This window comes from Nostoc sp. NMS9, assembly GCF_017114995.1.
Classification (GTDB): Bacteria; Cyanobacteriota; Cyanobacteriia; order Cyanobacteriales; family Nostocaceae; genus Nostoc.
Window position 1 is genome coordinate 117636 of record NZ_JABXKL010000083.1, and the last position, 25337, is coordinate 142972.

Here is a 25337-nt window from a genome sequence, read left to right on the forward strand (position 1 = left end):
TGTGTTCTCTGGTTGCATTCCGTAGCTCACTAAGCAAGGCAGATAGCTGGCAGCGATAGAGGAGGGAGAGCAGTATGCGAGTTGGCATTCTAGGTTCGGGATTGATGGGTGGCAAATTCGGGACGCTCTTCGCCCGTGCGGGGCATGAGGTGGTGTTCAGTTACGCGCGCCGCCACTTCGAGCCATCGAGCAATCATTTCTTCTACGCTTTTCCTTGCTTTCCTCTCCCTCTCCATTGTGCGACAATTGACAAGCATTAGTTGTCCTTTGAGAACAACAAGCATAAAGTGATCTTTTTGGACAACTAGTACCGCAAGGCGGAATTCAAAATTCAAAATTCAAAATTCAAAATGAATACAGCGTAAGCGTTTCGTTGATTTGGAATGGGTGGTTTATTTACGCCGTGCTGTACTAGTGCTTGTTGTCGCAAATAACAGGTTTTGAGTAATTAGGTTTTAATAATGGAGCTAAGCGGATTCGAACCGCTGACCCCCTCAATGCCATTGAGGTGCGCTACCAACTGCGCTATAACCCCAGAACCCTTAGTAGGTAAGCTTAAAAAGCTTACTAATTAGTTCTATAAATTGTATTAGCTTAATTATTATGCAAGTTTATGCAAGTTAAGTCAAGATAACTATATTAAGTTATATACCAGACAGTATGTCTAATTCAGCTTGATGTGCCTTAATTTCAACAACTACTCTATTTTCAGCAGTGTCAGCTAAATTTAAAGATAAGTATTTCTGATTACCATTAAGTGAACACCCTAGCCACCAATCGGTTTATCGAATTCTTGACGAACATATTAAGCAGAAAGAGAGAAAGGAGAAAGCGAGAAGCCCTGGCTATTTAGGAGAGCGATTGACGCACAGGACCCGCGATGGGCGAGAGTTGGAGGTGGAGGGTTGCTGATGCGGGAATTGCTCATCCGAGGTGATTTGCACAAGTCATAATACAGTAAGACTCCTTGCTAGAGCAGAAAATCATGGTCAACCTATCACTCAAGCAGCGAATTCCTCATTTAGAAAATGGCGATCGCCTCACTTGCTACGAATTTGAGCGACGCTATCAAGCAATGCCCCGTCATCAAAAGGCAGAATTAATTGAAGGAGTTGTATACTTGGCATCCCCATTGCGCTTTGAAAGTCATGCGGAACCACATGGTCATACAATCACTTGGTTGGGAGTTTATGAAGCATCAACCCCTGGTGTAAGATTGGGAATTGAGCCAACAGTCCGTTTAGATCGAGACAATGAACCGCAACCAGATGGAGTGCTATTAATCACACCAACATCTCAAGGACAATCTCGTTTGAGTGGTGATGATTACATCGAAGGTGCGCCAGAACTGGTAATAGAGATAGCAGCTAGCAGTGTTGCTATTGATTTACATGACAAGAAAAAAGTTTATGGTCGTAATGGAGTAAAAGAATATATTGTTTGGCAAATATTTGAAAACAAATTAGATTGGTTTAGCCTGCAACAAGGAGAATATATATCCTTAGAAGTGGACGCAGATGGAATTATCAAAAGTCAAGTATTTCCTGGTTTGTGGTTATCAATGTCCGATTTACTTGCTGGCAATATGCAGCAAGTATTGGCTGTATTGCAGTTGGGATTAAATTCGTCAGAACATCAAATATTTGTGCAGCAGTTGTCTAGTCAGAATTCAGGAGTCAGAATTCAGAAGTCAGAATAGTTACAGAATCAGGAAAATATTTGACAAATATTTTGGCATCAGTCTATTTTTTGAGGAATGAGACTGGCGCTTTTGGTTACACTATCCCAAACAATCCAGTTAAGAGAATTATCTAAATCTTCGGGACTGTTTGAAACTTTAAAATATAGCTTTTCTTCACGTTTTCTTTCAATGGCAAAGTCGGCATTTTGAGCATAAGCGACTATAAAACCTTTATCTCGCAAACAATATATCGCCCAGGCTTTCAATGATTGCTTGTATGGTTCGTGTGGAATTGGCGGTTTTGTGATTGTGTCTTCAATTACTTTAAATATTTGCGTGAGTTTAGCGGTCATAGTAGATACTTTTGTTATTACCCCTAAGTTAACTAGCTTCTGGATCGCAACGAATTTCAATCATAAAGCCATCTGTTTGAGTCGATGGGGAGTATTATCTCCCGCACCTCTCAGTTAAATCTGGGCGTGCGACTTTCACCGCACCCAGCTTCCGATGTTCTCAGCTTGCGCTTTTGCTCATGTGCTTGTAATCGTGGCAACTCTCATGAATTGCTTCTAGATTGTTTGTCTTCCAATTGGAATGGTTTTCGTCGATGTGATGCAGATGAATCCGTTCATCATCGATAAATTTTAATCCGCAGGAGGCACATCTATAGTTTTGCTTTTTAAGTGCTTTAGAGGTATCACCGAAATAAAGTTTACTGTTGCGTTCGCTCCAGTAGGATGTATCTCCGTCATAGGGTGATTTAGTTCCTGTGACTGGATTGTGTTTATTTTCGGAGTAGGAAACTTTTGGGAATGCTTTCTCTATTAGTTTTATGCTAGAGTGGCGATTTTGTTTAGTTTCTTTGTTGAACACCGTATAAGCTCTTTTTTGGATGTGGTATAGGGTATTCCTGGAACCATCCATCTTACAGAACTTGTGGTAATTTCTCCAACCTCTAACTACCGGGGCTAATCTCTTAGCTTTTGTGGTAGAACCATAATTCGAGTTGTTGACGATGTTTTTTACTTTCTTACGGAACGCTTTGAAGTTATCCACTGAGGGAGTACTTCTAAATTTTCCGTTGCTTTGAACTTTGAAATTCCAGCCAAGGAAATCAAATCCATCTGTCGCGGCGGTAATTTTGGTTTTCTTTTGGCTTACATTCATTCCGCGTTTGCGGAGGAACTCGCTGATTCTTTCAAGTATCTCTGTCGCATCGTCTTCGGGTCGGAGTATAATAACCATATCATCTGCGTATCGTACTGAAGGTTCGACGATTTTGTATGTCGATGTTTTAGGTGTTAATTTTCTACCTTCTTTGTACTGAGTATGATATCTGTGTATACTTTCGATTCCGTTGAGTGCAATATTTGCTAATAGTGGACTAACTACTCCCCCTTGAGGTGTACCCTGTTCAGGGAATTCTGGGTTGACTCCTGCCTTAAGGCATCGGAATATACCGAGTTTTAAGCCTTTTGGTGCGATGAGTTCGTCCATTATTGTTGAGTGGTTAATCCTGTCGAAGCATTTTTCGATATCGAGTTCTATGACTCGTTTTTCTATTCCATTGCTTTGAGAGCGTAGGTTAGTGAAGATGTACTTTTGTGCATCGTGGGCAGAGCGCCCAGTTCTAAATCCGTAGCTTCTAGCGTGAAATGTGGCTTCGTGTGCTGGTTCGAGTGCGTATTTTGCGAGGCATTGCCAAGCTCTATCTGCAATGGTTGGTATTTTAAGCACTCTGGTTGTCCCGTCCTTCTTAGGGATGGGGATTTCCCGTAGTCCTTGATGCTTCCAATTTCCATTATTCATTTTCAGTAGTTCTTCAAGGTTGAAGCGTTCTTCAAATGAGAGGGATTTCTTACCATCTATACCAGCCGTTTTCTTACCAGCGTTTAGCTGAGATACTTGTCTTATTGCAAGAAATCGAGCCGAGGTGGATTTTAGAATAAGCTTTTGGAGTAACCGTGCTTTCCGCTTGTCTCCAACTTGAACAGCTTTGTACACGCGCTTTTGAAGGCGGAAAAGATTTCGGCGGAATTTCTTCCACGGTAGGGCTTTCCAAGATTCACTAGTTTTGTAACTGTGTCTAATCATTTTCTCTTCTCTGGTTAGTGTATTCTGAACACCTCAGACCAATTACGGTCTGTCCTACCCGAATTGTGGGGATTCCTCCTCTCGTCTGGGCTACTTGGGGTTCGACTGCCCCTAGACCCACAGTTCGTTTTTATTCGTTCCCTCGGAGAGATTGATGAGCCACTGCGTTGCGGGGGTTCTCCCCGTTGTAGCATGTGGCGTTGTTCCGTTAGATGTAGCCAGTTCGACTACTGGATTCCCTAGACTCTTTGCCGCTATTCGATGCCATATTCGGCGGGAATGAACTCCAGTGAGGTCAGGGTTTTTAGTTGCGCCCTGCCTTTTCCTAAGTCGCTTTTTTAGGCTCGTTTTCATCATAGGAACTCCCTGTTAGCGCCAGTGTCAACCCGCAACGGTCGTCTGATTGCGCCCTGTTCCCAGCTTCACTCTACAAGAACCGAGCTTGTTCGGTGTGGGCAGATAAGGAGTCAATTCTGAGTCTGAATGGCAAGACTTGCACTTGCATCTGACCGAGAGTTCAGCCTTTTATGACAGTAATCTGCTGTCGGGCTGGATTAGTTATTTACGGGCTGATTACCGTGATTCACTAATCAACGAATCGCACGGATCGTAAAAATACACTCCTCTACCAGTAGGACGAGTGACTGGGCCATGTGCGATCGCTATTTTATTTTCTCTGATCACTGCCACCGCGCGATCAAATAACTGCGGATCGATGTCAAAGGCTAGATGATACGCTCTAGTGAACGTCTTTTCTGGATTCGGATTTGGTGGAGATAATTCTGGTTCCCCAAATAAATCTAGAATTGTACCATCGGGAGTGATGAAGTTGGCTACTTTCCCAGATGCGACTAGTTCCACTAGGGTTGCGGGTACTTCGTCGCCTGTGAGTTCGTGCAAACCCAGGATTGTGCCATAAAAATAGCGCGAGGCTTGCATATCCTTGACGTTGAGGGCAATGTGATGTACTCTACGCAGACTTCCTGGCGCAATAACACTGTTCAGGGATTGGGTGCTAGATAGCATAATCAACAAAATCTCAATACTTAGATAGAAGTTGAACTTTTTTTTAAAGTTTACTATTCCTAATAAAAATCTATCATGGCTTTTGATTATTCTTTAGACTTTAAAAATATTGATTTTCGCCAACATCCTGAACTCTATCGTGTTGGCAAGGGTGAGCAGGGTGTACTTTTGGTAGAACCATACAAATCAGAAATTCTTCCTTACTGGCGGTTCAAAACTCCAGATATTGCTAGAGAGTCGAGTGAAAAAATCTACGAGATTTTTCTTGATTATTTAGAGAAAGATGATTTTGTTGGTGCAGATATGGCAAGGAAGTTTATCCAAATGGGCTATACTCGCTCTCGCCGTTATGCTAATCATAAAAGCGGCAGGAAATATAAACAAAATTCGGAAACTTCAGGTTCCAAAAAAGAAATTCTTCCCTATGAAGTAGACCCAGTGAAAGCGGAATCAGCAGCAATATTTAAAGCCAAGTGGGTAGAAGCAAAGACAAACGAGAAATATCAAAAGCTTTTAGTCAAACATAAACAGATGTATGAAGTAGATTAGTAACTTTCGTAGGGTGCGTTACCTTGCTAACGCACCCTCCAAGATATTTTTGGTACGTTAGCAACAGCTAACGCACCTTACCAAACAGCTAATGAGTCTTTGATACTCGTGAACGAGTCTTTAATACTCGCCGACGAGTCTTTGATACTCGTGAATGAGTCTTTGATACTCGCTGACGAGTCTTTGATACTCGTGAATGAGTCTTTGATTCTCGCCGACGAGTCTTTTAGACTCGTGAATGAGTCTTTGATTCTCGCTGACGAGTCTTTTAGACTCGTGAATGAGTCTTTGATACTCGCCGACGAGTCTTTTATACTCGTGAACGAATCTAGAGGACTGATTTCAGAAACTTTTTACATTGTCGCTGATTAATTAAGAGTAATGCGATCGCATCTTTTCTCTCAGCAATCCAAAAATAATCATGCCCAGTATTACTAAATACGGCTCTCAAGGTGTGTTTAGTGGTAATGACTATGAAAACGCTTGTTCAGCTAGAATTTTATCGTGATTTACCGATGTATATTTAAATCCACTTCCCTTTGGTGCAGGAGTAAGAGATAGACCTTGCTTTCGTGGAGGTAAATAGCCACGTTGGCAAAGGAAATCTTCTAAAGCAATTTCTGTAACGACATTAGCAGGTATAGAAACTTTCTGATCTTTGATATAGGCATTGAGAGCATTAGCGATCGCATCTGGCAGTGTAATATTGAAGGATTGCATAAGCTGGTTATATTGTGGCCGATTAATTTAAGATTAACGCGATCGTATTTCCTCACTCAGAAATCCAATAATAATCATAGTTGCCTAAGTGATCGCATCTGGCAGTCTGATAGTAACCACATCACCTGGTTGAATCGTTACTAAAGCTTCTTGAACTTTAGGCATCAGAGGTTTTAGAACTTCTAAACGATTGCTGGGAGATGCGAGAACGATTATAGCTAGGTCAATATTATTCAAATTTTGTTGAGCTGTTAAGTTTTGATCAATGGTGATGAATACATCAAACTTTGTCTTCGCTAGTCGCAATAACTCACCATTCTTTTTACTTGCCCATCCTTGCTCTGGTACAGTCACAACCTGATGACCTGTGATTTCTGGCTTTAATTTCTTAGGTAGGCATTCATCAAGCAGCACTTTCATAAGAAGATAATACCGTTTTCAGAGCTAGCTTGAGAAATGCTGTTGCCTGTGCGCGGCTCACAGTGGGAAAATCTTCTAGAAAGTCATCGAGGCGATCACTTGCTTCGAGATAATCAACCAATGTTTGTACTGGTACGCGAGTTCCATAGAAAACTGGTGTACCAGAAAGGATGTCGGGAGAAGTTTGTATTAGTTGAGATTCCATATCGCATCTGGCAGTGTGATATTGAAGCATTGCATAAGCTGGTTACATTGTCGCCAATTAATTTCAGAGTAACGCGATCGCATCTCCCCCTCACCAAGCCAACCAAAATCATACTGTGCAACAATAGCTGTAGCTTAGTCAGAGTACAAAATATGGACTGGCGACAGTACATTCATTCAGACCCCAAAATTTTGCTGGGTAAGCCGATTGTCAAAGGAACTCGTTTATCTGTAGAGTTCTTATTGGGTTTGTTTGCTGCGGGGTGGACAGAACAACAAGTGCTAGAAAACTATCCTACTCTTACCTCAGAAGCACTAAGGGCGGTATTTGCTTTTACAGCAGAGTGAATTTTTGACTTTACGGTGTAATTGTAATCGCATTTCCCTTTATTCACCCATTGAAACTTGACTGCGGTCAAACAACCACCCATCGCCGACTATTTCCTCTAGGCGTTGATTGAGTCGGGAAAGGAAATATTCTGGCTCATTCAGCCGTTGCTGAACAAACCAAGTATTAAATGCTTCCTGCGTCTCAATTCCTTGCCTACCAGCCGCCCCTGATATCATCGTCAAACTATGCCCTTGAAATTCCTCTAACTGGGGATGACCTTCACCTCGGTCGTTGCAAAAGAAAATTGCCGTTGCTCCTAGTAAAGCTTCTAGTTCATCACCTTGAGGGATTCTATTATAGAAAACACGGATTAACTGAATGGTTTGTGCTAAGGAAGTTTGAATTCTCAGCGTCAACCAGATTGCTTGAGCTAGGTAAACCAAACCGTTGCTTTCATCTGCTACACCTAAATTACTCAAAACTGTTACCAAATCACTGTATGCACGAACCTGTGTAAGTGCTGAAACAGCTTGCAGATTTAGCTCTAATTGCCTAACTTTATCTCCAGTTTTACCTGCAAGAGAAGCCATGTTGTTGAGGGTAGCAGCCTTACCTTTAACATCGCCAATCTGCTCAGATATTTCCAAGTCTTGCTCCCAGAGTGCGATCGCTCTAGCTATATCCCCTTGGTCGGCGATTACCTGTGCTATGTTGCCCAAGGTAGCGGCTTTACCTTTGACATCGCCAATTTGATCCTTTATTTCCAAGGATTGTTCCCAGAGTGCGATCCCTCTAGGTATGTCTCCTTGTTGGGCGATTACCAGTGCCATGTTGTTGAGGGTAGTGGCTTTACTTTTGACATCGCCAATCTGCTCAAATATTTCCAAGGATTGTTCCCAGAGTGTGATCGCTCTAGGTATGCCCCCTTGTTGGGCGAATACCTGTGCCATGTTGTTGAGGGTAGTGGCTTTACCTTTGACATCGCCAATCTGCTCAGATATTTCTAAGGATTGCTCCCAGAGTGCCATCGCTCTAGGTATGTCTCCTTGTTGGACGATTACCAATGCTATGTTGTTGAGGATAGTGGCTTTACCTTTGACATCACCAATCTGCTCAAATATTTCCAAGGATTGCTCCCAGAGTGCGATTACTCTAGGTATGTCCCATTGGTCGGCGATTACACTAGCTATATTGTTGAGGATAGTGGCTTTTTCTTGTAATTCCTCTTCAGGGCAAAGGTCTAAAGCTTTCTGATAATGGGCAACAGCCTCTTGCACAAAACCCAAAACATATTCGGCATGGGCGATGGTTCTCAAGATGCGGTAGTCTTGAAAAACTGCCAGAACTTGCTCACATAAATCAAAAGCTTCCACAAAGCGGGAATTGTTTAGCCAATAGGTTGCAATCCCATGCCCAATGCTGACAGCAATCTTCTGCTCTTTTGCCAGCAGCCCCAAACGTAGAATTTCCAGTGCTTGCGCTTCCATTTTTTGCTTAGACTCCTCCCACCAAACTTGATGGATTTTCCTCACCGCTTGCTGTCGCGTTGTTTGCCATTCTTCCTGAATCAACACTTTTTCTAGCAACGATTCTAAAATTGTCGTCATCCGGTAATTAGCTGGCTGCATGGGATGAGTAGTGGCAGACTCAACTAGACTGAGGCTGGTTAGCTTTTGCAGAAAAGAGGCAGAGGGGGAAATAGCATTGATGATTTCAACAGTAACGGGCAAGTGAAACACACTCAACCGTGCAAGAAACTTTTGTTCTTCCGGTTCCAAAGCATCCAGCAGAGTTTGTGCCAAGATATTTTCGCGAAGGAACTTATCCTCAGTATCTTCTAGGCGACTCAGCAGTTCATCCGCCGCTAGTCCTGGTTGCTGAATTACCTCCAACAGCCACTTCAGCAACCGGGGATTACCATCAGCAATGTGAATAATTCGCTGACTTCTTAACTGCTGCCTAACTTCTTTATCTAAGGGAAAGCAGATTTTATCAATATCACTGCTGCTCATCCCTGCTAAAGATTCCAAATGTAGGCGATGAGGTGGCAAAGTGTCTTCTTTCAAATAGCGACAGGTGACAATCAGCCGACTTTCTGCCCCGTTTTCTGCCAATGCCGCACAAATCGCTCCTAAAATTTCGTAAGCATCTGCCGTCATCCGCAGTGAACCATCTTCAATATTAGCTGTGGAGATATTCTGCTCAAAATCATCCAGCACCAGCAGCAAAGGTTGGTTGTGTTCCTTTTCAATCGCCTCAAAAAAGTTTTGCAACCGCCCTTTAAGAGACACCTTTGGTTCATTCAAAAGTGCAGGCACATGTGCAAACCGCTCAAACTTATTAGAAAGCTTATTCAGCAAACCTATTTCATCCAGAGGCCCAATCAACACAACTCGCGCAAAGTTAGAACGCTGCACTTCCACCCGTGTACATAACCGCGCCGCCAAGCTACTTTTACCCAGTCCCCCCATCCCCGCAATAAACACACCAATTTGATCGCTAGTTTCCCGCAATGCCTTGAGACACCGTTGCAAATGCCGCCTGCGTCCGACAAATTCAAACCGACTGGCAACTTTAACTTGATTATTCTCATCGAGAAATTCTTGCTCTGGCGCTGTCAACTTCAGCTTTTCACGATTTCTTGTTCTCAGCGCTGTCACCAGTTGGTTAATGGGGCGCGTATCCCGATACATCCGCAACAGATGCCAGTCGGTGCATTCTTGGTCAATCATCTCCTGCTGCGCTGCTTTGACTGCTTCTTCAACAGTTGCCCCCGTCGCCAAAGCTTGATAAAGTGTCTGTGCCGCTACAATACCCGTGCGGTCAAACACCGGACGCGCCCAGCCTAAAACTATACCTGCCCCCGCCTTCACCAATGCCTGCGCCATCGAGGGTACTGTCCCTTTGTTAGGAACCTGTCCGGTATGACAACCAGAGAGAAAAGTTACACGCGGCCAACGTCCCCGAAAGGCTTTAGCTAAATCATTGACGGTAGTAAGTTGCAAATTCCCCACCTCATCCTCAGTGATGAAGCAGGGGGTATTGTCTGGCAGTGTTGCACCTTTTGGCAGTAAATAGCCGTAGCCTTTTTGGGTATAAATTATCCCGTGTCCTGTGAGGTGAAAGACATCAAAATAGTCTTCTGGGTAGGATTTCACCAAATTGGCTAACTCTACAACCGAGCCACTTTCCTCGACAATCAACGCCAAAGGCTGCTCTTTAGTTGCTTGCAAAATGTTCGCTTCTTCCTGCTCAAACCCTAGTGGTGGAACTCTGGGATCTTCAGGAGAAGTCGCCATGAACAGCAACCGCAATGGGCGATTTTGCACGCCAATCACTGGGGTTTGACGCTGCTGCACAGAACGCACTAGTAAGACGGAAATATCCTCGCGTTCTAGTAAAAACCCTGCATTAGCATATAGCAATTCCCAAGGCAGATGTGCCAATCCCAACGCTAGCCGTTCTGTTTGGGGGTTCAACCCCTGCGCTTCGCTGGTTTGAATCAAATCTAGATAAATCGTTTGCTCATCCGCATCATTCAGCGCCTTTCTCAGCCATCCCTCATTACCATCCAGCCATTGATAAAGTTGCCGTCCCAACTGGGTGAGATAGGGTAGGCGATCTCTTTGTTGAGCATAATAATTTTGCTCACACAAATCAATCAGCGCTGCCAACTCCGTTTTATCCAGGCGACGTAAGCCATAATTACAGCGCAGTTCAAAAGTTTGCTGTTGACTGAGGGCGAAGGTGAAGTTTAGGGGCATGGCTGACAGCAGTAGTTTCCACAGTAACCTTCACCGTATTATCACCTTTTTCCCGAAATTATCGCCGATATTCGTCGCCACAATCGCCGATTAGCTGGTACAAATCGCGTGATTGGCGAGATACTGCATTGATGCGATCGCGATCGTCTGCATCTAAACTAAAACTAAATACTTTGGCGTTATCTTCTATATGTTCAGATACTCCAAGTCTGGCACCAACTATCACACCGCCCACAGTTGGCTGATCTAAAATGTAACGTACTGCTACGTTAGAAATGCTTACCCCATGCTTATTAGCAATTTCCTTCAAGATAGCCAGCAACTCTTGAAATAATCGCCAACCACCCCAAGCATCAATCATATTTTTATATTTTTTCAAACTAGCAGTAGATAAATCAAATCCTCGTGGTTCCGGTTTACCTAAATAGTTTTCTGATAACAAACCGCCGCACAGTGTACCGTAACTAAAAAGCTTTATATCATGCTGTTGACAAAAGTCCACCATATTAACTTCAGGACGGCGGTCAATAAGGGAAAATTGCACTTGGTTAGAAACAATTTTGATACCTGCTTCAGTAATAATCTTCAAGTTTTCCGTATCAAAATTAGTTAAACCTAGATGCTTAATTTTACCCTCAGTCTGAAGTTCTGCCATATATTTGAGGGCATCCAGATAATTTTTATCCTGATATTCCCACCAGTGAAATTGCATCAAATCTAACGATTGTACATTCATCCTTCTCAAGGAAATATCAATATTTTCCTCGACGAGTTTTTTCGTCATCTTGCCTGGACGAGGTACCCATTTTGTAAAAGCTTGCACCTGAGATAAAGCATCTTTCCCACGAGTATCAATTAGTTGACAGCGAAACTCACCAATAAAATCTTCTGCGGGGCCATAATGATCTGCTAAATCCCAAGTAGTAAAGCCAGCATCTATATATTTGAACATAGTCTCAATAGCGGCTTGGGGATTTATCCGTCCGTGTCCGCCAGAGACTTGCCACATCCCATTTAATATGCGGCAGATGTTCAAATCGGGAGTAAATTGGAGACGACTAGCTGCGGGTAAGTTCATTTTCAATTTATGAGTGAGGAGTGAGAAGTTAGGAGTTAGGAGTTAGGAGTGAGAAGAGTTAATAATTAGTGAGTTGACAAGGGGGTTTTTACAGCCTTTTTAACTTTTCTACTTTATTATGAATGATTTAGGACTGCTAGAGTTAATAACGGCTAAAGTCTTAACTCCTAACTTCTAACTCCCAACTCCTAACTTTTTAACGCCAGCCTTTTTCAGCTTGTTCGAGGACGTAAGCAGCAACATCTTGAATTTGTTGTTCATTGAGGCGTTCCTTGTAGGCTGACATATTATTTTTACCATTGGTAACTATAGATGTAACTGCCTCTATTGAATCCATGCCATACTTTTTCAGGGCTGGCTTTTTGAGATTTTTACCTCGCCTGATGATGTTGCTGCCGTCGATATGACAACCAGCACAATGAACGCTAAATATTTGTTCACCGTTAACTGTGTCTGCTGCACTAACAGGCAAAGTAAAAGTACTGATTAATAACAAAAACGTTACTAATACTAATGTAAGTAGTTTTTTCAATTAACTTCTCCAGATTTGGACATACTAGTTACAGGCATAAGTATCAGAACCAATACTAGAGGGATTCAAAGTCAGTTGTAAATCCGGCAAAATTTGCACAATCTTCTTGAAAAGCTTCTGCATCACTAACATCCTCAATTTTATAAGACATGATGCGCGTACCATCTGGCATTTTTTTGGAACCAATCAATTCACCTTGATATTTCTCTGCGATCGCTTTAAAATCAACACCATAGAGTTTCCAGGCATCACCCGAACAAGTAATATTTACTTGCCACATATTTAACTCCCAATTACTACCAACAAATATTCATCATCTCATAAATGGGCAACATCTTACACATCACCTCTTTGGGGTTGGAATTTTCTATCTAAAGGAAGTGCCTAGCTTAATCAGGCTACGCCATAATGTTGAGGTAGGAACATCTCTAGAAAATTTTATCCAAATTAGTTAAATTCCAAGAGTTGAAAATGCCTAACAATATCAAGCAACAAATTCAAGCCGACTTACAACAAGCAAAAGAAACTGGACAATTAAGAACTGAGCGGATTCGAGAAATAGTAAAATCCGCAGTTTCTCAAGTAGCTTCTGAATTTAAACAAGGTTCTAGTGAAGTTCGTAGCATTGTGAAAGATGCAGTTTCTGCTGTAGTTGAAAACTTCCAAGAAAAAGGTAGCGAACTCAAAGATGAAGTGACAGCTTCCATTGAAGGAGCGTTGGAAGGAATTAATAGTCAAAGACACGAAAGTATTGCTAAAACTCAGACAGATATCAAGCGGCTACAGGCTCAACTAGATGGTGAAGAAGAACAACTCCAGCAAGAGGTTGATGTAATTTTGGCAGAGATTGAAGAGACAGGTAAGGAAAAACCTGCGAGTACCAAAACTGCAATTGATTCTGCTGTCAATGCAATTAAAGATAGTGAAGAAGTAGGATTATTAAAGAAGCGTTACGCGCAACTGCAAGCACAGCTAGCCATTGTCCGAGCTAATATGGCTGCACGCTACGGCGGACGTAATATGGAAGTTCAAGATTATCTAGACGAGGCTAAACACTGGTATGATAAAGCTCGTCCCCAAGCAGAGTCTATGGCTGTACAGGTAGAACAGAAGCGATCGCAACTAGAAGAGCAATTAGGTGAAGCTGGTACATCTTTAGCAAGAAAAGAGCGCCAAATCAAACAAACGTTGAGGCAGTTACTTTTAACAGCAGCTGACTTGTTCAAAGATAAGCAACCTGCTGATAAAGAGCGGGAGACTATTCATAAATAGACTGTTTTAACGTTTAATTGACTTACAAAAGTAGGGTGGGAAATTCTCACCCTACTTTTGTTGAAACAGTAGTTTTCATTAAATTTTTATCAAAAGCCCTTACCCTAAATTCCTCTCCCCAGCTGGGGAGAGGGACTTTGTTTGAAAACTTTGAAATTAGCTCCCCTTCTCCCAATTTGGGGAGAAGGGATTGGGAGATTGGGAGATAAGGGCTTTACTATTGCACTGTATTATAAAAAGTAGTAAATGGGTAATTGTCGTGCAACAATTACCCATTTATAAAACTCTTATTGCGTATTAGTAAATACGTCCTTCTCGATTAACTTGCTCGTCATGCTTGGCGATAACCCAAATTGCATGAATACTACCGGGAAGCCAACCTAAAACTGTAAGCACAATGTTAATAATCAGAGTCGGGCCAACTCCAACTGTCAAGAAAACACCTAAAGGAGGAACTAACAAACCTAGAAGAAAACGAACTAATTTCATGATGTTACAACTTTGTGATTTTGTTTAATTACATTCATTTGAGGATGCCGAGTTAGGAAATCCATCTTCGGAGATTTTATGTAGGTGAGAAACGTTATTTAACTGGCGTTTCTACTCCTTCTAACTTATCTAGAAGAAGGTAATTCAGCTTTATTATTTAGATCACCACTGCTAGTTAAAAGGTTTCTTTCAACAAAGTAGTTGTTAATAAAGGTGTTAGCAAAGGTTAAAATTACTGGACCAAGCAGGAAACCAATAATTCCGCGAACTGCGAACCCAGGAACTAGCACTGCTGCTAACCAAAAACACAAACCGTTGACGACGAGCGAAAATGCTCCAAATGAGAGAAAGTTAAGTGGTAGGGAAAGAGCAGACAGAACTGGTTTAACTGAACCGTTAATTAGACCAATTATTAAAGCGGCAATCAAAGCTGCGGGGAAATTAGCAATATTAACGCCTGGAACAACTAAATCAACAATCAACAGGCTCAAAGCTGTAGCTAGCGCGGTTAAAAATGGAGTCAACATTTTTTCTTACCTAAATAACTAGAGATTTTTTTACGACTTCTTATATGATCTTTAACTATCTGCTAGGGTTTCACCTCCCTTGCAAGATAGAATTTCTTTCTACCATTAGGTCTATCATTGAGAAAACTATAGTGATTCTAAATACACTTTATGGGCGCATAGCTGTATGCCTATACATTAAACATAGGAATAGAGACGTAGCAGTGCTACGTCTCTACAAGGGTTCTGGATAACACATATTAATTTCTGGAGATTTCTAAGGTATTGCAATGTTTTTAAGGGCGCGTTAAACAAATTTAACGCTCCCTAGAAATTTAAGATTAATTTAATGTCACAAGGCAAAAATCACTCAGGTTATCCCGACTCAGGCTTATAGTAAAGGGCTGATTTATATAAGACTTGTTCTTGATGGGTTTCTAAAGTGCAATCAGACAAAGGATAAGTTACACAAGTAACAACATAACCAGCCTGTATTTCGCTGGGGCGCAGAAATTTTTGCTCACTTTGATCGACTTCACCACTAATAAGTTTAGCAATACACGCAGAACATTCGCCTTGTTTACACCCAGATGGTAGGCGGATACCAGCTTCCTCCGCCATATCCAGAATATATTGATCGTCTGGTACTGGAATGGTGCGATCTAATCCAAGTGTAGGATTGATAAATCGAACTTGATAAACTACCATCTGCTGTTTCTAATTATTGTTTAACTGCTTTCATCGACAAACTAATCCGTTTGAGTTTCTCGTTGATTTCTAACACCTGGACTTTGACTACTTGTCCAACTTTGACAATTTTGTTGGGATCGTCTACAAATCTATCAGCAAGTTGGGATATATGCACCAAGCCATCTTGATGTACGCCGATATCCACAAATGCACCGAAGTTGGCGACGTTCGTCACAATTCCCTCTAGTTCCATTCCCACATTTAAGTCCCTGATTTCTTTAATTCCTTCTCTGAAGGTGGCATACTTAAACTCAGCACGAGGATCTCTACCTGGTTTTTCGAGTTCGCTGAGAATGTCGCGCAGTGTGGGTTCGCCGACGCTATCGGTAACGTATTTCTTCAGGTTGGTCTTTTTGAGTTTTTCGGCAATTTGTGTTACCTGATTTAATGGCACACTTAGATCGGATGCGATCGCCTCTACTACAGAATAACTCTCTGGATGCACTGCTGTATTATCCAAAGGGTTATCACCACCGCGAATCCGCAGAAAACCCGCTGCTTGTTCAAAAGCTTTTGGCCCCAACTTCGTAACTTTCAACAGTTGTCGGCGATTTTTAAAGGCTCCATGCTGGTTGCGATGGGCGACAATATTATTGGCAACAGTTGCCGTAATCCCAGAGACGGAAGTGAGAAGTTCTTTGGAAGCGGTGTTTAAGTCTACGCCGACGTAGTTAACGCAGCTTTCCACAGTGTCATCCAATTTCTTTTTCAACAACTTCTGATCGACATCGTGCTGATATTGTCCCACACCAATCGATTTGGGATCGATTTTCACCAGTTCCGCCAAAGGGTCTTGCAAACGGCGACCGATGCTAATGGCACCACGGACGGTAATATCTAAATCGGGAAACTCTTCCAGCGCCACAATACTAGCAGAATATATAGATGCGCCAGACTCATTCACCATCACCTTAACTGGTTTGCGTTCTATGGTTTGCAATACTTGCGTGACAAATTCCTCTGTCTCGCGGGAGGCTGTACCGTTACCGATGGCGATTAACTCAATTTTGTACTTTTCAATCAGATTTTTGACAGTTTGTGCTGCTTTGAGTCGCTGTTCAGCCGCTTGGTGGGGAAATACCGCCTGATATTCCAAAAATTGTCCAGTTTGGTCGAGGACGGCAACCTTACACCCAGTTCTAAATCCAGGGTCTATCGCTAGGGTTGGTTTCATCCCTGCTGGTGCAGACAGCAGCAACTCCCGCAGATTAGTTTCAAATGTCTTAATTGATTCTATATCTGCATAAACTTTTTTATCAGAAATTACCTCTCCCATTAGAGAGATTTTCATCAAGCGGTTGAATGCATCCTTCAGCATCGCCTGATAAAAATCCCGAATTGTCCGTACTTTGGTTTTGATTTCTTTCGACTCAAGATAGTAAAGTACCGTATCCTCATCAAAAGCAATTTCAAAGCTTAATACTTTCTCAGTTTCACCCCGACACAACGCCAGCATATTGTGTGGTGCAATATTTTTTACCCTAATTTGATAGTTACGATACATCTCAAATTTGGTTGTACCTTCGGGATAATCATCTTTGATGCGGGAGACAAATACACCTTCTTCTAAAAGATAGTCGCGGATATATGCGCGTAACTCAGCTTTTTCAGCGACTTCTTCCGCTAAAATGTCAGCAGCACCTTTGAGCGCCTCTTCTGCTGTTTTTACTCCCTGCGTTTCCGAAATATACTTAGCCGCTGCTTCCTCTAGTGAAGCCGTTGCAGCATTTTTGACATTTAACGACTTGATGAACTCTGCTAGGGGTTCTAGTCCTTTTTCTCTAGCGATGGTGGCGCGGGTGCGGCGCTTTGGTCGATAAGGTAAGTATAAATCCTCAAGTTCAGTTTTTTGTAAGCAGGATGAGATTTTGGCTTTAAGTTCATCTGTAAGTTTACCTTGTTGAGCGATCGCACTTAAAATCACCGATTTCCGTTCTTCCAGTTCTGTTAAATAAGTATATCGATCAGCCAGTTCACGTAGTTGCACTTCATTCATCTCATCGGTGCGCTCTTTCCGGTAACGTGCAATAAAGGGAATTGTTGCACCCTCCGCCAAAAGTTCCAGCGCGTTTTGCACCTGATGGGATTTGAGGTTTATTTCAGTTGCCAGTATTTGAGGAATGTTCAGCATTAGGTGTCTAAAATGAAAATGCTACTTCTAAAGGTAATATGCTAGATCCTTATCCTGGCGCAAGGCCAAAGTTTTAAGCTAATTTACCAGAGGATTGCTCGCAAGAGTACAATTGGCGAAATAGACAAAACCCACCTACGCAAGTTTTATAACCCTTTCAATCCGCGTAGATGAATGAGAATTTGTCTATCACAGCGCAGCTTGGCTGAGTCGGGAGAAAGGCAAAAGTAACATCATCCACAGAAATTGTCTGTTCCTAAACACTAGGCAAAATCGCGTAGCGTTTCGTACCTAATTTTAAAGCCTGCTACGCACACCATCCACCACAAAAAAAGAGTTGTCAAGCTTTTAGGCCCTTCATCTGTCGCAATAATTATTCCAATTGGCTTAATATATAACGTTGCATAATCTTGACTTTCTATAATATTTATTTCGCTCGACTGTTGTAGCCAAAACCTTGTTGGGTGTAAGATCAACCAACTTCCAAAAAATTCGTTTTAAAAACACTACAACCTTTAGTTCAGAGGTTAGTAAAATGGCTTTGTTTTTCTTGATACCACTATGTACTGCTTTAGCTACTGGCTATTTCTTCAAAAAGAGTAGTGATGAAATTGCATATCTTGCAGGTGTATTTGCAGCTATTAGCTTGATTTTAACTTTAGTATTAGCACCTTGGCAGATTCAGTTTGGATTATTAATCATTGTCTTCGTCATTACCAACAGACTTTTACAAGATAATGAGTCCAAACAATAGGAAAACAACCTAGAGAAACCTCTATCCAGGCAAAAAAACTTAGCGTTGTTTTTGTTGATACCACTATGTACTGTTTTAGCTACTGCCTGCTTGTTCAAAAAGAGTACTAATGAAATTGTCTGCTTTGCAGCTATTAGCTTGATTTTAAGTCTAGTATTAGCACCTTAGCAGATTCAGTTTGGATTGTTAATCATTATTACCAACAGACTTTTGTGAGGATAATGAGTCCAAACGATAGAAAAACCTCTACCCAGCCAAGGAAAATTGGCGGACTACTAACTCTGTCTGAGATAGGTAAATTTAGATGAAGATTTTTGTGGATAGATAAAAAACAATTCAAACTCTTGATTGTCATCTAAAAATTACGGCTGTAATTTAGTGTAACGTTGTGTGATATTATCAGCACAAGTAGTGTTGTTCAAGTTTCAATTTTCCTTGAATCAACTCTTAGCTTTGCATTTATCGAGTCTAATACTAACTCTTTACTTCTACAAGTTTAATAACCAGAAATTACTTCATAAATGTACAAATTTCCAAGACAAAAATTCATAATAAATGAGGATTTTTATTTTATGAAGTTTTTGTTTAAGTGTATTTGTCAGTAGATAAATTTTTGATAAAGTATGGCGATAAATTTGCAACATACCTTTCTCGTGGTATTCTAGTAAGTAATTACATGTAACAATAAATTTGGAGAAAAAAGCCTATTTAAAACTACGAGGAAAAATCAAGCAAACCTAATACTAAATGGTGTAGAAGGATCTCAAATTCAATGCAAGCAACGTCAACTTAAAGTTGATTAGCCAACGCTAGTTTGAATTAGTTGTTTTGTTAAAAAGGCTCCATTTGGACATTCAGTAAAATTCCCCATAAACCTGTAAAGCGTATTACTGTAGATTGATTTATCTCCTATCTATGATTTACGCAGCCAGTCAGACTTGTATTACTTATTGTGTTCCCATGCCCAAAAAGAGCACGTATACATACTCAATTTGAGTAAAAACCTTTACTTTTATAAATCGGCTTAATTGCCAGCTGAGATTACAGATATGTCTGTGAGTCGGGAGAAAGTTTATGATATGTCAATACATTAATCAATTTTCCTGGAACAAATAGAGAATATTTATCAATCCAGCTAGGTTTTATAGTTTGAGAAGATCAATAGTATCTTCAAAAGATTTCTACAACAGGATACAACTGATGAAAGTTAATGAATCGGTTAATCAAAAATTCTAGCACTCCATTTTGATTTAGGTGCATCTGTTGAATATGTAGGTGGAATCGGAGTTCAGCATCAGCGATGTCTATGATGGGCTACATCTACGCACACTGCAAACTTTGTGTATGTAGAGAGAATTTGTGACAAAGTTCTCAACCTTCCCTATGTCTGCATCTACTACTAGATTATCGCGATCGCGCTAAAAAAAAATAGTGTTGGAGCAAACCTGGGTAGCACAGAAAATATCTGTAATTCACAGTTGGGCAAACTCTAAATTGATTGTCCCAATTGCCAAGCAATAAACTGGTTTGCTTGGGAGTATAATCCAGTAAAACAATTAAGCCTGCTTTACTCCGAATCATATCGAACGTTTCCATGATAGAGCAATCATCTTGGAATATGACATAGTATTTAGTTTTTAACTCTAGGGCATGAGCTTCAACGATCATTTTGATATCAGTCACTTCAACATAGTCTTCCTAATGTTCAAAACAACTGGTTTTTTACTGCCCAGTTCATACCTACTATCTTGATTAAGGCAAAGTACGATGAAATCTATGTCGCAAAAAAGTTCAAACTTTAAAATAATCCCTTATATTATTTTATTTGTAAGTATTTTATTTAGTATCTGTGGACAATTGCTGATGAAAAATGCCATGATTTATACAAATGAGGGAGTATTTACTTGGGAGTTTTTTCAGAAATTATCATTAGCTATTACTGTTTACTGTTTAGGAATAGTAAATTGGATATTGGCTCTGCGCTCTGTAAAATTGAGTATTGCTTATCCCCTGACTAGTTTAAATTATGTTGGGATACTTTTCGGTTCATACTACTTTTTTAATGAGGTTATTACATTAACTCGAATAGTAGGAGTCATCACTATCTTCGTGGGTGTTCTTTTAGTAGTTAATCCCATAAGAAAGTTCAAATTTAGATAATTAATTACTTCAAAGAAAAAGTTAAAAATGAGTATTTTTACTTGGCTAAATTTAATGCTTGTCGTTTTGTTTGGAACAACAGCTCAACTTTCACTCAAATATGGACTTTACATTTCTAATTCTAATAAAGGAGAAAGCGGCTCTCTCAAAAATCTCTTATTATCTCGTTATTTTTTGATTTGGTTTATCTGCTATACATTTATGACTATATTGTGGCTTTATGTATTGCGGACAATTCCTTTAAGTCAAGCGTTTCCAGTTTTAGGATTAATGTATGCATTTGTACCAATTGCTTCTCACTATCTTTTAAAAGAAGAGGTTATGTTTAGCCAGTGGTTAGGAATTTCCGTTATTATAACTGGCGTAATTCTAGTTGTACATTAACAGCTTAATAGGCAAATAATCAGATTATTAATACTAACAATTTCTGAACATCATCCTCTAAAACATTTTCACAAAATCTAAATTTAATTTATGAATATAGGCATCGTTGGCGGAGGCATAACTGGGCTAGTATTAGCTCAACGTCTTTCACATCAAGGACATAAAGTCACTGTCTTTGATAGTAACAAGCAGCTTGGTGGACTTACTACCTATCATGATTACGGATTATTTACCTGGGATCGCTTTTATCACGTTATCCTACCTTCTGATACTCACTTAATAAATTTTCTTAGAGATATTGGTCTTGGAGATAAATTGCGTTGGCATCGAAGTTTAACAGGTTTTTACGACAAGAAAAAGTTTTATTCTATTAGTAACAGTATAGAATTTCTGCGTTTTCCTCTATTTGGACTTATAGGTAAAATCAGATTAGCTTTTACTCTCCTATATGGTTCACGCCTTAATAACTGGCGGCGTTTAGAGAAGATTTTAGTTGAAGATTGGCTATTGAAACTAGGTGGTAAAAACACATACGAAAAGCTCTGGAAACCTTTGCTTTTATCCAAATTAGGAGAAAACTATAAGCGAATATCAGCAGTTTTTATCTGGGCTTATATCAAACGACTATTTTCAGCGCGCGATTCTTCATTAAATAAAGAACAACTTGGTTATGTCTCTGGCGGTTATAAAACTGTTTTTGACCATATAGAAAAATTAATTTACGCGGCTGGAGGTCATATCCACAAAGGTATTGCAGTTAAATATATCGCACCTCATCCAGGGGGTGGAATGTGGGTAGAATATCAGGGTAAAAAAGAGCATTTTGATAAAGTCATCTTTACTGGCCCAGTTAATATCTTGCAACAGGTTGCTGCCAAGGAACTAGTGAAAGTTTTAGGCACTGGTGAAACAGTAGAATACCTGGGTGTAATCTGCATGGTACTGATTACTCATAAACCTCTAGTTCCTTATTACGTAGTAAATATCGCCGATAAAAATATTCCTTTTACCGGAGTTATTGGTATGAGTAACTTAGTTTCTTTACAAGAGACAGCAGGGTATCACATTACATTCCTACCAAAATATATACTTTCCACTGACCCGTTGTTAAAACAACCAGATGACGAATTACGCCCAATATTTTTCCAAGGTATACGTTTAATGTTCCCCGAACTCAAAGCAGATGACATTGTGGCAGCACATATTAATCGAGCGATTAAAGTACAGCCACTACAAGTTTTAAATTATTCCAGCCTTGTTCCAAAAGTGAGTACTGAAAACGATGATTTTTTCGTTGTCAATACCTCACAGTTGGTTAATGATAGCGTCAACAACAACGCAGTAGTTCGACAAGTCGATGAATTTCTCCAAAAATCAGCATTACTGAATTCTTGAAATTTGAGTAATCACATTTTATTTTAAAAATCACACGAGGTCTTTATGAGTCTTTTTGTACTTTTACCCGCATATAACGAGCAAGAATCAATTCGACCCTTGTTCAAAAAGTTTCAAACATTGCAGCAAATCTTTAATATAGAGATAGAACTGATTCTTGTCGATGATGGCAGTAGTGATAAAACTGCTCAGACTGCTTTAGAAGAATCTCAATCACTGGGTATATTACTGAAATTAGTCCAACATCCCAAAAATGCTGGTTTAGGTCAAGCAATTAAAACAGGTTTTACGACTTTCTTAGAAATTTCCAAAGAAGGTGATTTTTTAGCAGCGATGGATTGCGACAATACTCAACCACCAGAACTGTTAATAAAAATGTATGACACTATGATAGCTGGTAGCTATGATATTGCGATCGCATCTAGATATCGAAAAGGTTCTAAAGTCATAGGCTTATCAAAATTTAGAGAGCTGATGAGTTACGGAGCCAGCTGGCTTTTCAGAATTGTAGCCCGTGTACCAGGCGTAAAAGACTACACTTGTGGTTACAGACTGTATAACCGTACTTTCCTCAGTAAACTGGATATGTATTATGGGGACAATCTATTCACTGAAAGTGGATTTGCTTGCATGATAGATTTACTGCTAAAAGCCAAAGCCCTCAAACCAAAAATCGTAGAAATTCCAATGATTTTGAGATACGATCAAAAGCCGACTGCTAGCAAAATGAAAATTCTTAAAACTATTACTCGAACACTGAAGCTCTTGTTTAAGAATCTAGCATCAACAGAGCCAAATTCCAATTTAGGTCAGACTTTAAAAGAGCAAGAGACAGTGAGAATTCCACTTAAAATGGCAAATCGTAAATAAACCTGAGAAGAAAAGTCTGGATTCTTTGGTTGAGAACAGTGCCAGGTAAATACATAAGTATAAGTGTATTTTATTCTACACTTACACTTTCAGCGGAGCTTTCCTTGCTCCGCTTTTGTATTCTGACTTGTGAATTCTTCGTCAAATAGCTTCAAATTTATAGTCTGTGGGCGGATTTGCCAAGGCGTTGTTAAAGGGGAGGGAAATCCACACGTTTTTCTAGCAACTGTGGCTTTTGCTCATTTGTTAGACTGAACAAACCAGGATTTTTCAGTCAAATCTCTGAACTACGCCAGCAGACGAGGCTACCCATGCTTACAAGTACGCTACTTCTCTCGAATCAACTTCCCACTCTCCAATATTCCTCCACACCAGAGCGTTTCGATGAAACTTGGGAAGCCCCCCTGGCTACCCTTCTGGGACTAGGACGCGCCGCTGGTGCTGACTTCATCGAATTATTTTTAGAGCGTCGCAACTATATTAGTTCTCTTGCAGAAGACGACGCTATCACAAGTATTTCACCCAGTCTGTCTACAGGCGCGGGAGTCAGGGTATTTCGCGGTAAAGCTGACTGCTACGTTAGCACCAATGACCTTTCGTTTTCCGGTTTGAAAGCAGCCTTAGAAAAAGGTCTTTCTATCTTGGGATTACAACTACCCACTCCTAAAGCTTTCATCCCAGAAATCAACCTAGAATTACTGAGAGATTATGCCACCAAAAGAGGTAAAGATGCATGGCTACCTGTGTGTAGCTCCATCCGAGAAATGGGAGAAATCCTCCTAGATGGTACAGCCCACCTGAAGCAAAAAGCTAGCCACGTCCAATCGCGCCGTGCTACCTATTTCCGGGATTGGCAAGAAGTTTTAATCGCCGCCAGTGACGGGACTTTTGCCCGTGATATTCGCCTCACGCAATCAGTAGGATTTAACCTATTGTGTGCTGATGGTGCTAATCGTACCTCAATTGGCGATCGCGCGGGTAACACTAGTGATGCCAACTTCTTGAGAACCTGGGATTCTCAACAAGCCGCTGAGAAAATAGCAGAATCGGCTGGAAAAATGCTTTACGCAGATTACGTGGAATCGGGTACTTATCCCATCATTATGGCCAATCACTTTGGCGGCGTAATCTTCCACGAAGCTTGCGGACACCTGCTCGAAACCACTCAAATTGAACGCAATACCACTCCCTTTGCTGACAAAAAAGGCGAAAAAATTGCCCATGAAAGTTTGACAGCCTGGGATGAAGGGCGCTCTGAAAATGCCTTCGGAACAATTGACATGGATGACGAAGGTATGCCTGCTCAAAGAACCTTATTAATTGAAAAAGGCGTTCTGAAAAACTTCTTAGCAGATAGAACAGGTTCTACACGCACCGGACACCCCAGAACTGGAAGTGGACGCCGCCAAAATTATACCTATGCTGCTGCTAGCCGGATGCGTAATACTTATATTGATTCTGGCGAATATAGCAATGATGAATTATTTGCCTCCGTTGATAAAGGTATTTACTGTAAAAAGATGGGTGGTGGTAGCGTTGGTGCTACGGGTCAATTTAACTTTAGTGTTGATGAAGCCTATTTGATTGAAAATGGCAAAATCACCAAACCGCTAAAGGGAGCAATTCTCATCGGTGAAGCCAAGGAAATTATGAATAAAATTTCCATGTGTTCTCAAGATTTGGAGATTGCACCAGGTTTTTGTGGCTCAGTCAGTGGCAGTATTTACACCACAGTCGGACAACCTCATATCAAGGTTGATTCTATTACCGTCGGTGGACGATAAGAATTTTAGACTTTAGATTTTGGATTTTGGATTGTGAGTGAGCAGGAGTTTAAGGCTAGAACAAAGCAGCTGGCATTACGAGTCATTCGTCTAGTTGAGCAACTGGCACAAACTAGAATTTCTGATGTCATTAGCAAACAGTTATTACGTTCCGCAACTTCAGTTGGTGCTAATTATCGAGCAGCCTGTAGAGCTAAATCAAAAGCTGATTTAATTGCCAAACTCAGTATCGTGGAAGAATAAGCTGATGAAACGCTTTACTGGTTAGAGCTTGTTATTGAATCTGGATTAATGACAGCAGAAAAACTAAAAAGCCTAATGCAAAAAGCTAACGAAATTCTAGCTATGACTGTTGCATCAATAAAAACACTACGAGAAAAATATAAGTCATAACATCCAAAATCCAAACTCTAATATCAAAAATGGAATCGTTTCCAATCCAA

Annotated in this window: 24 protein-coding genes, 1 tRNA gene and 1 pseudogene; 11 read left to right on the forward strand and 15 right to left on the reverse strand. The window is 40.7% G+C overall.

The features are described 5' to 3' along the window. Positions 1-462: 462 nt before the first annotated feature. A tRNA-Ala gene (locus HWQ40_RS26860) sits at positions 463-535 on the reverse strand. Between the two features lie 450 nt (positions 536-985). Between HWQ40_RS26860 and HWQ40_RS26865 the strand changes: the two genes are divergently transcribed. Next, entirely contained in the window at positions 986-1699 is a 714-nt protein-coding gene (locus tag HWQ40_RS26865) for a Uma2 family endonuclease (protein ID WP_292784123.1), read from the forward strand. 38 nt (positions 1700-1737) lie between these two features. On the opposite strand, the gene HWQ40_RS26870 is transcribed toward HWQ40_RS26865, so the two are convergent. The 3 genes from HWQ40_RS26870 to HWQ40_RS26880 all read right to left on the reverse strand — a co-directional run bounded on the left by HWQ40_RS26870 (position 1738) and on the right by HWQ40_RS26880 (position 4801). Next, positions 1738-2034, reverse strand: a complete 297-nt coding sequence (locus HWQ40_RS26870) for a hypothetical protein (protein ID WP_292784125.1) — start codon at positions 2032-2034, stop codon at positions 1738-1740. A gap of 160 nt (positions 2035-2194) precedes the next feature. Continuing rightward, positions 2195-3775: a reverse transcriptase domain-containing protein gene (locus HWQ40_RS26875; protein ID WP_292784126.1), complete on the reverse strand. Its 1581-nt coding sequence runs from the start codon at positions 3773-3775 to the stop codon at positions 2195-2197. 573 nt (positions 3776-4348) lie between these two features. Beyond that, the gene (locus tag HWQ40_RS26880; protein WP_292784127.1) at positions 4349-4801 is read right to left on the reverse strand and encodes a VOC family protein; all 453 of its coding nucleotides are present in this window, start codon (positions 4799-4801) and stop codon (positions 4349-4351) included. Positions 4802-4876: 75 nt separating this feature from the next. Between HWQ40_RS26880 and HWQ40_RS26885 the strand changes: the two genes are divergently transcribed. After that, the gene (locus HWQ40_RS26885) at positions 4877-5350 is read left to right on the forward strand and encodes a DUF4385 domain-containing protein (protein WP_292784128.1); all 474 of its coding nucleotides are present in this window, start codon (positions 4877-4879) and stop codon (positions 5348-5350) included. Positions 5351-5821: 471 nt separating this feature from the next. On the opposite strand, the gene HWQ40_RS26890 is transcribed toward HWQ40_RS26885, so the two are convergent. From HWQ40_RS26890 to HWQ40_RS26900, 3 genes are all read right to left on the reverse strand, one after another. Further along, positions 5822-6070, reverse strand: a complete 249-nt coding sequence (locus HWQ40_RS26890) for a hypothetical protein (RefSeq protein ID WP_292784129.1) — start codon at positions 6068-6070, stop codon at positions 5822-5824. A gap of 84 nt (positions 6071-6154) precedes the next feature. Then, on the reverse strand, positions 6155-6490 hold the full coding sequence (locus HWQ40_RS26895; RefSeq protein ID WP_292784130.1) for a DUF5615 family PIN-like protein: 336 nt from the start codon (positions 6488-6490) through the stop codon (positions 6155-6157). After that, on the reverse strand, positions 6474-6695 hold the full coding sequence (locus tag HWQ40_RS26900; RefSeq protein WP_292784131.1) for a DUF433 domain-containing protein: 222 nt from the start codon (positions 6693-6695) through the stop codon (positions 6474-6476). Before HWQ40_RS26900 ends, HWQ40_RS26895 begins: the two co-directional genes overlap by 17 nt. 152 nt (positions 6696-6847) lie before the next feature. Here HWQ40_RS26900 and HWQ40_RS26905 point away from each other — a divergent pair, with 152 nt between their 5' ends. Beyond that, entirely contained in the window at positions 6848-7042 is a 195-nt protein-coding gene (locus tag HWQ40_RS26905; protein ID WP_292784133.1) for a DUF433 domain-containing protein, read from the forward strand. Positions 7043-7081: 39 nt separating this feature from the next. Here the strand turns inward: HWQ40_RS26905 and HWQ40_RS26910 are convergent, their stop codons facing one another. The 4 genes from HWQ40_RS26910 to HWQ40_RS26925 all read right to left on the reverse strand — a co-directional run bounded on the left by HWQ40_RS26910 (position 7082) and on the right by HWQ40_RS26925 (position 12679). Then, on the reverse strand, positions 7082-10789 hold the full coding sequence (locus tag HWQ40_RS26910) for a tetratricopeptide repeat protein (RefSeq protein WP_292784136.1): 3708 nt from the start codon (positions 10787-10789) through the stop codon (positions 7082-7084). 58 nt (positions 10790-10847) lie between these two features. Continuing rightward, positions 10848-11867 carry an aldo/keto reductase gene (locus HWQ40_RS26915; protein ID WP_292784139.1) on the reverse strand — a complete coding sequence of 340 codons (1020 nt, stop codon included), beginning with the start codon at positions 11865-11867 and terminating at the stop codon, positions 10848-10850. A gap of 196 nt (positions 11868-12063) precedes the next feature. Continuing rightward, positions 12064-12399, reverse strand: a complete 336-nt coding sequence (petJ, locus tag HWQ40_RS26920; protein WP_292784142.1) for a cytochrome c6 PetJ — start codon at positions 12397-12399, stop codon at positions 12064-12066. Positions 12400-12454: 55 nt separating this feature from the next. Then, entirely contained in the window at positions 12455-12679 is a 225-nt protein-coding gene (locus HWQ40_RS26925) for a hypothetical protein (protein WP_292784144.1), read from the reverse strand. A gap of 191 nt (positions 12680-12870) precedes the next feature. On the opposite strand from HWQ40_RS26925, the gene HWQ40_RS26930 reads away from it, so the two are divergent. Then, positions 12871-13671 (forward strand): histidine kinase, encoded by an 801-nt coding sequence (locus tag HWQ40_RS26930; protein WP_292784146.1) that lies wholly within the window; start codon positions 12871-12873, stop codon positions 13669-13671. Between the two features lie 297 nt (positions 13672-13968). Here the strand turns inward: HWQ40_RS26930 and HWQ40_RS26935 are convergent, their stop codons facing one another. From HWQ40_RS26935 to HWQ40_RS26950, 4 genes are all read right to left on the reverse strand, one after another. Then, on the reverse strand, positions 13969-14160 hold the full coding sequence (locus HWQ40_RS26935; RefSeq protein ID WP_292784149.1) for a YqaE/Pmp3 family membrane protein: 192 nt from the start codon (positions 14158-14160) through the stop codon (positions 13969-13971). A gap of 125 nt (positions 14161-14285) precedes the next feature. Continuing rightward, entirely contained in the window at positions 14286-14687 is a 402-nt protein-coding gene (locus tag HWQ40_RS26940; RefSeq protein ID WP_292784151.1) for a phage holin family protein, read from the reverse strand. A gap of 354 nt (positions 14688-15041) precedes the next feature. After that, positions 15042-15374 carry a 2Fe-2S iron-sulfur cluster-binding protein gene (locus tag HWQ40_RS26945; protein ID WP_292784153.1) on the reverse strand — a complete coding sequence of 111 codons (333 nt, stop codon included), beginning with the start codon at positions 15372-15374 and terminating at the stop codon, positions 15042-15044. A gap of 13 nt (positions 15375-15387) precedes the next feature. After that, the gene (locus tag HWQ40_RS26950; RefSeq protein WP_292784155.1) at positions 15388-17547 is read right to left on the reverse strand and encodes a Tex family protein; all 2160 of its coding nucleotides are present in this window, start codon (positions 17545-17547) and stop codon (positions 15388-15390) included. A 535-nt stretch (positions 17548-18082) separates the two neighbouring features. On the opposite strand from HWQ40_RS26950, the gene HWQ40_RS26955 reads away from it, so the two are divergent. The 7 genes and pseudogenes from HWQ40_RS26955 to HWQ40_RS26985 all read left to right on the forward strand — a co-directional run bounded on the left by HWQ40_RS26955 (position 18083) and on the right by HWQ40_RS26985 (position 25287). Next, positions 18083-18301: a hypothetical protein gene (locus HWQ40_RS26955; protein WP_292784157.1), complete on the forward strand. Its 219-nt coding sequence runs from the start codon at positions 18083-18085 to the stop codon at positions 18299-18301. Between the two features lie 1776 nt (positions 18302-20077). Beyond that, the gene (locus HWQ40_RS26960) at positions 20078-20461 is read left to right on the forward strand and encodes an EamA family transporter (protein ID WP_292784159.1); all 384 of its coding nucleotides are present in this window, start codon (positions 20078-20080) and stop codon (positions 20459-20461) included. 27 nt (positions 20462-20488) lie between these two features. Continuing rightward, on the forward strand, positions 20489-20845 hold the full coding sequence (locus HWQ40_RS26965) for an EamA family transporter (protein ID WP_292784161.1): 357 nt from the start codon (positions 20489-20491) through the stop codon (positions 20843-20845). A 90-nt stretch (positions 20846-20935) separates the two neighbouring features. Beyond that, positions 20936-22240: an NAD(P)/FAD-dependent oxidoreductase gene (locus tag HWQ40_RS26970; RefSeq protein ID WP_292784164.1), complete on the forward strand. Its 1305-nt coding sequence runs from the start codon at positions 20936-20938 to the stop codon at positions 22238-22240. A gap of 45 nt (positions 22241-22285) precedes the next feature. Continuing rightward, a complete protein-coding gene (locus HWQ40_RS26975) occupies positions 22286-23110 on the forward strand; it encodes a glycosyltransferase family 2 protein (protein ID WP_292784167.1) in 825 nt (274 codons plus the stop codon). A 311-nt stretch (positions 23111-23421) separates the two neighbouring features. Further along, positions 23422-24894 carry a TldD/PmbA family protein gene (locus tag HWQ40_RS26980; RefSeq protein WP_292784170.1) on the forward strand — a complete coding sequence of 491 codons (1473 nt, stop codon included), beginning with the start codon at positions 23422-23424 and terminating at the stop codon, positions 24892-24894. Between the two features lie 33 nt (positions 24895-24927). Then, positions 24928-25287: pseudogene (locus HWQ40_RS26985) on the forward strand (four helix bundle protein). The last annotated feature ends 50 nt before the right edge of the window (positions 25288-25337 follow it).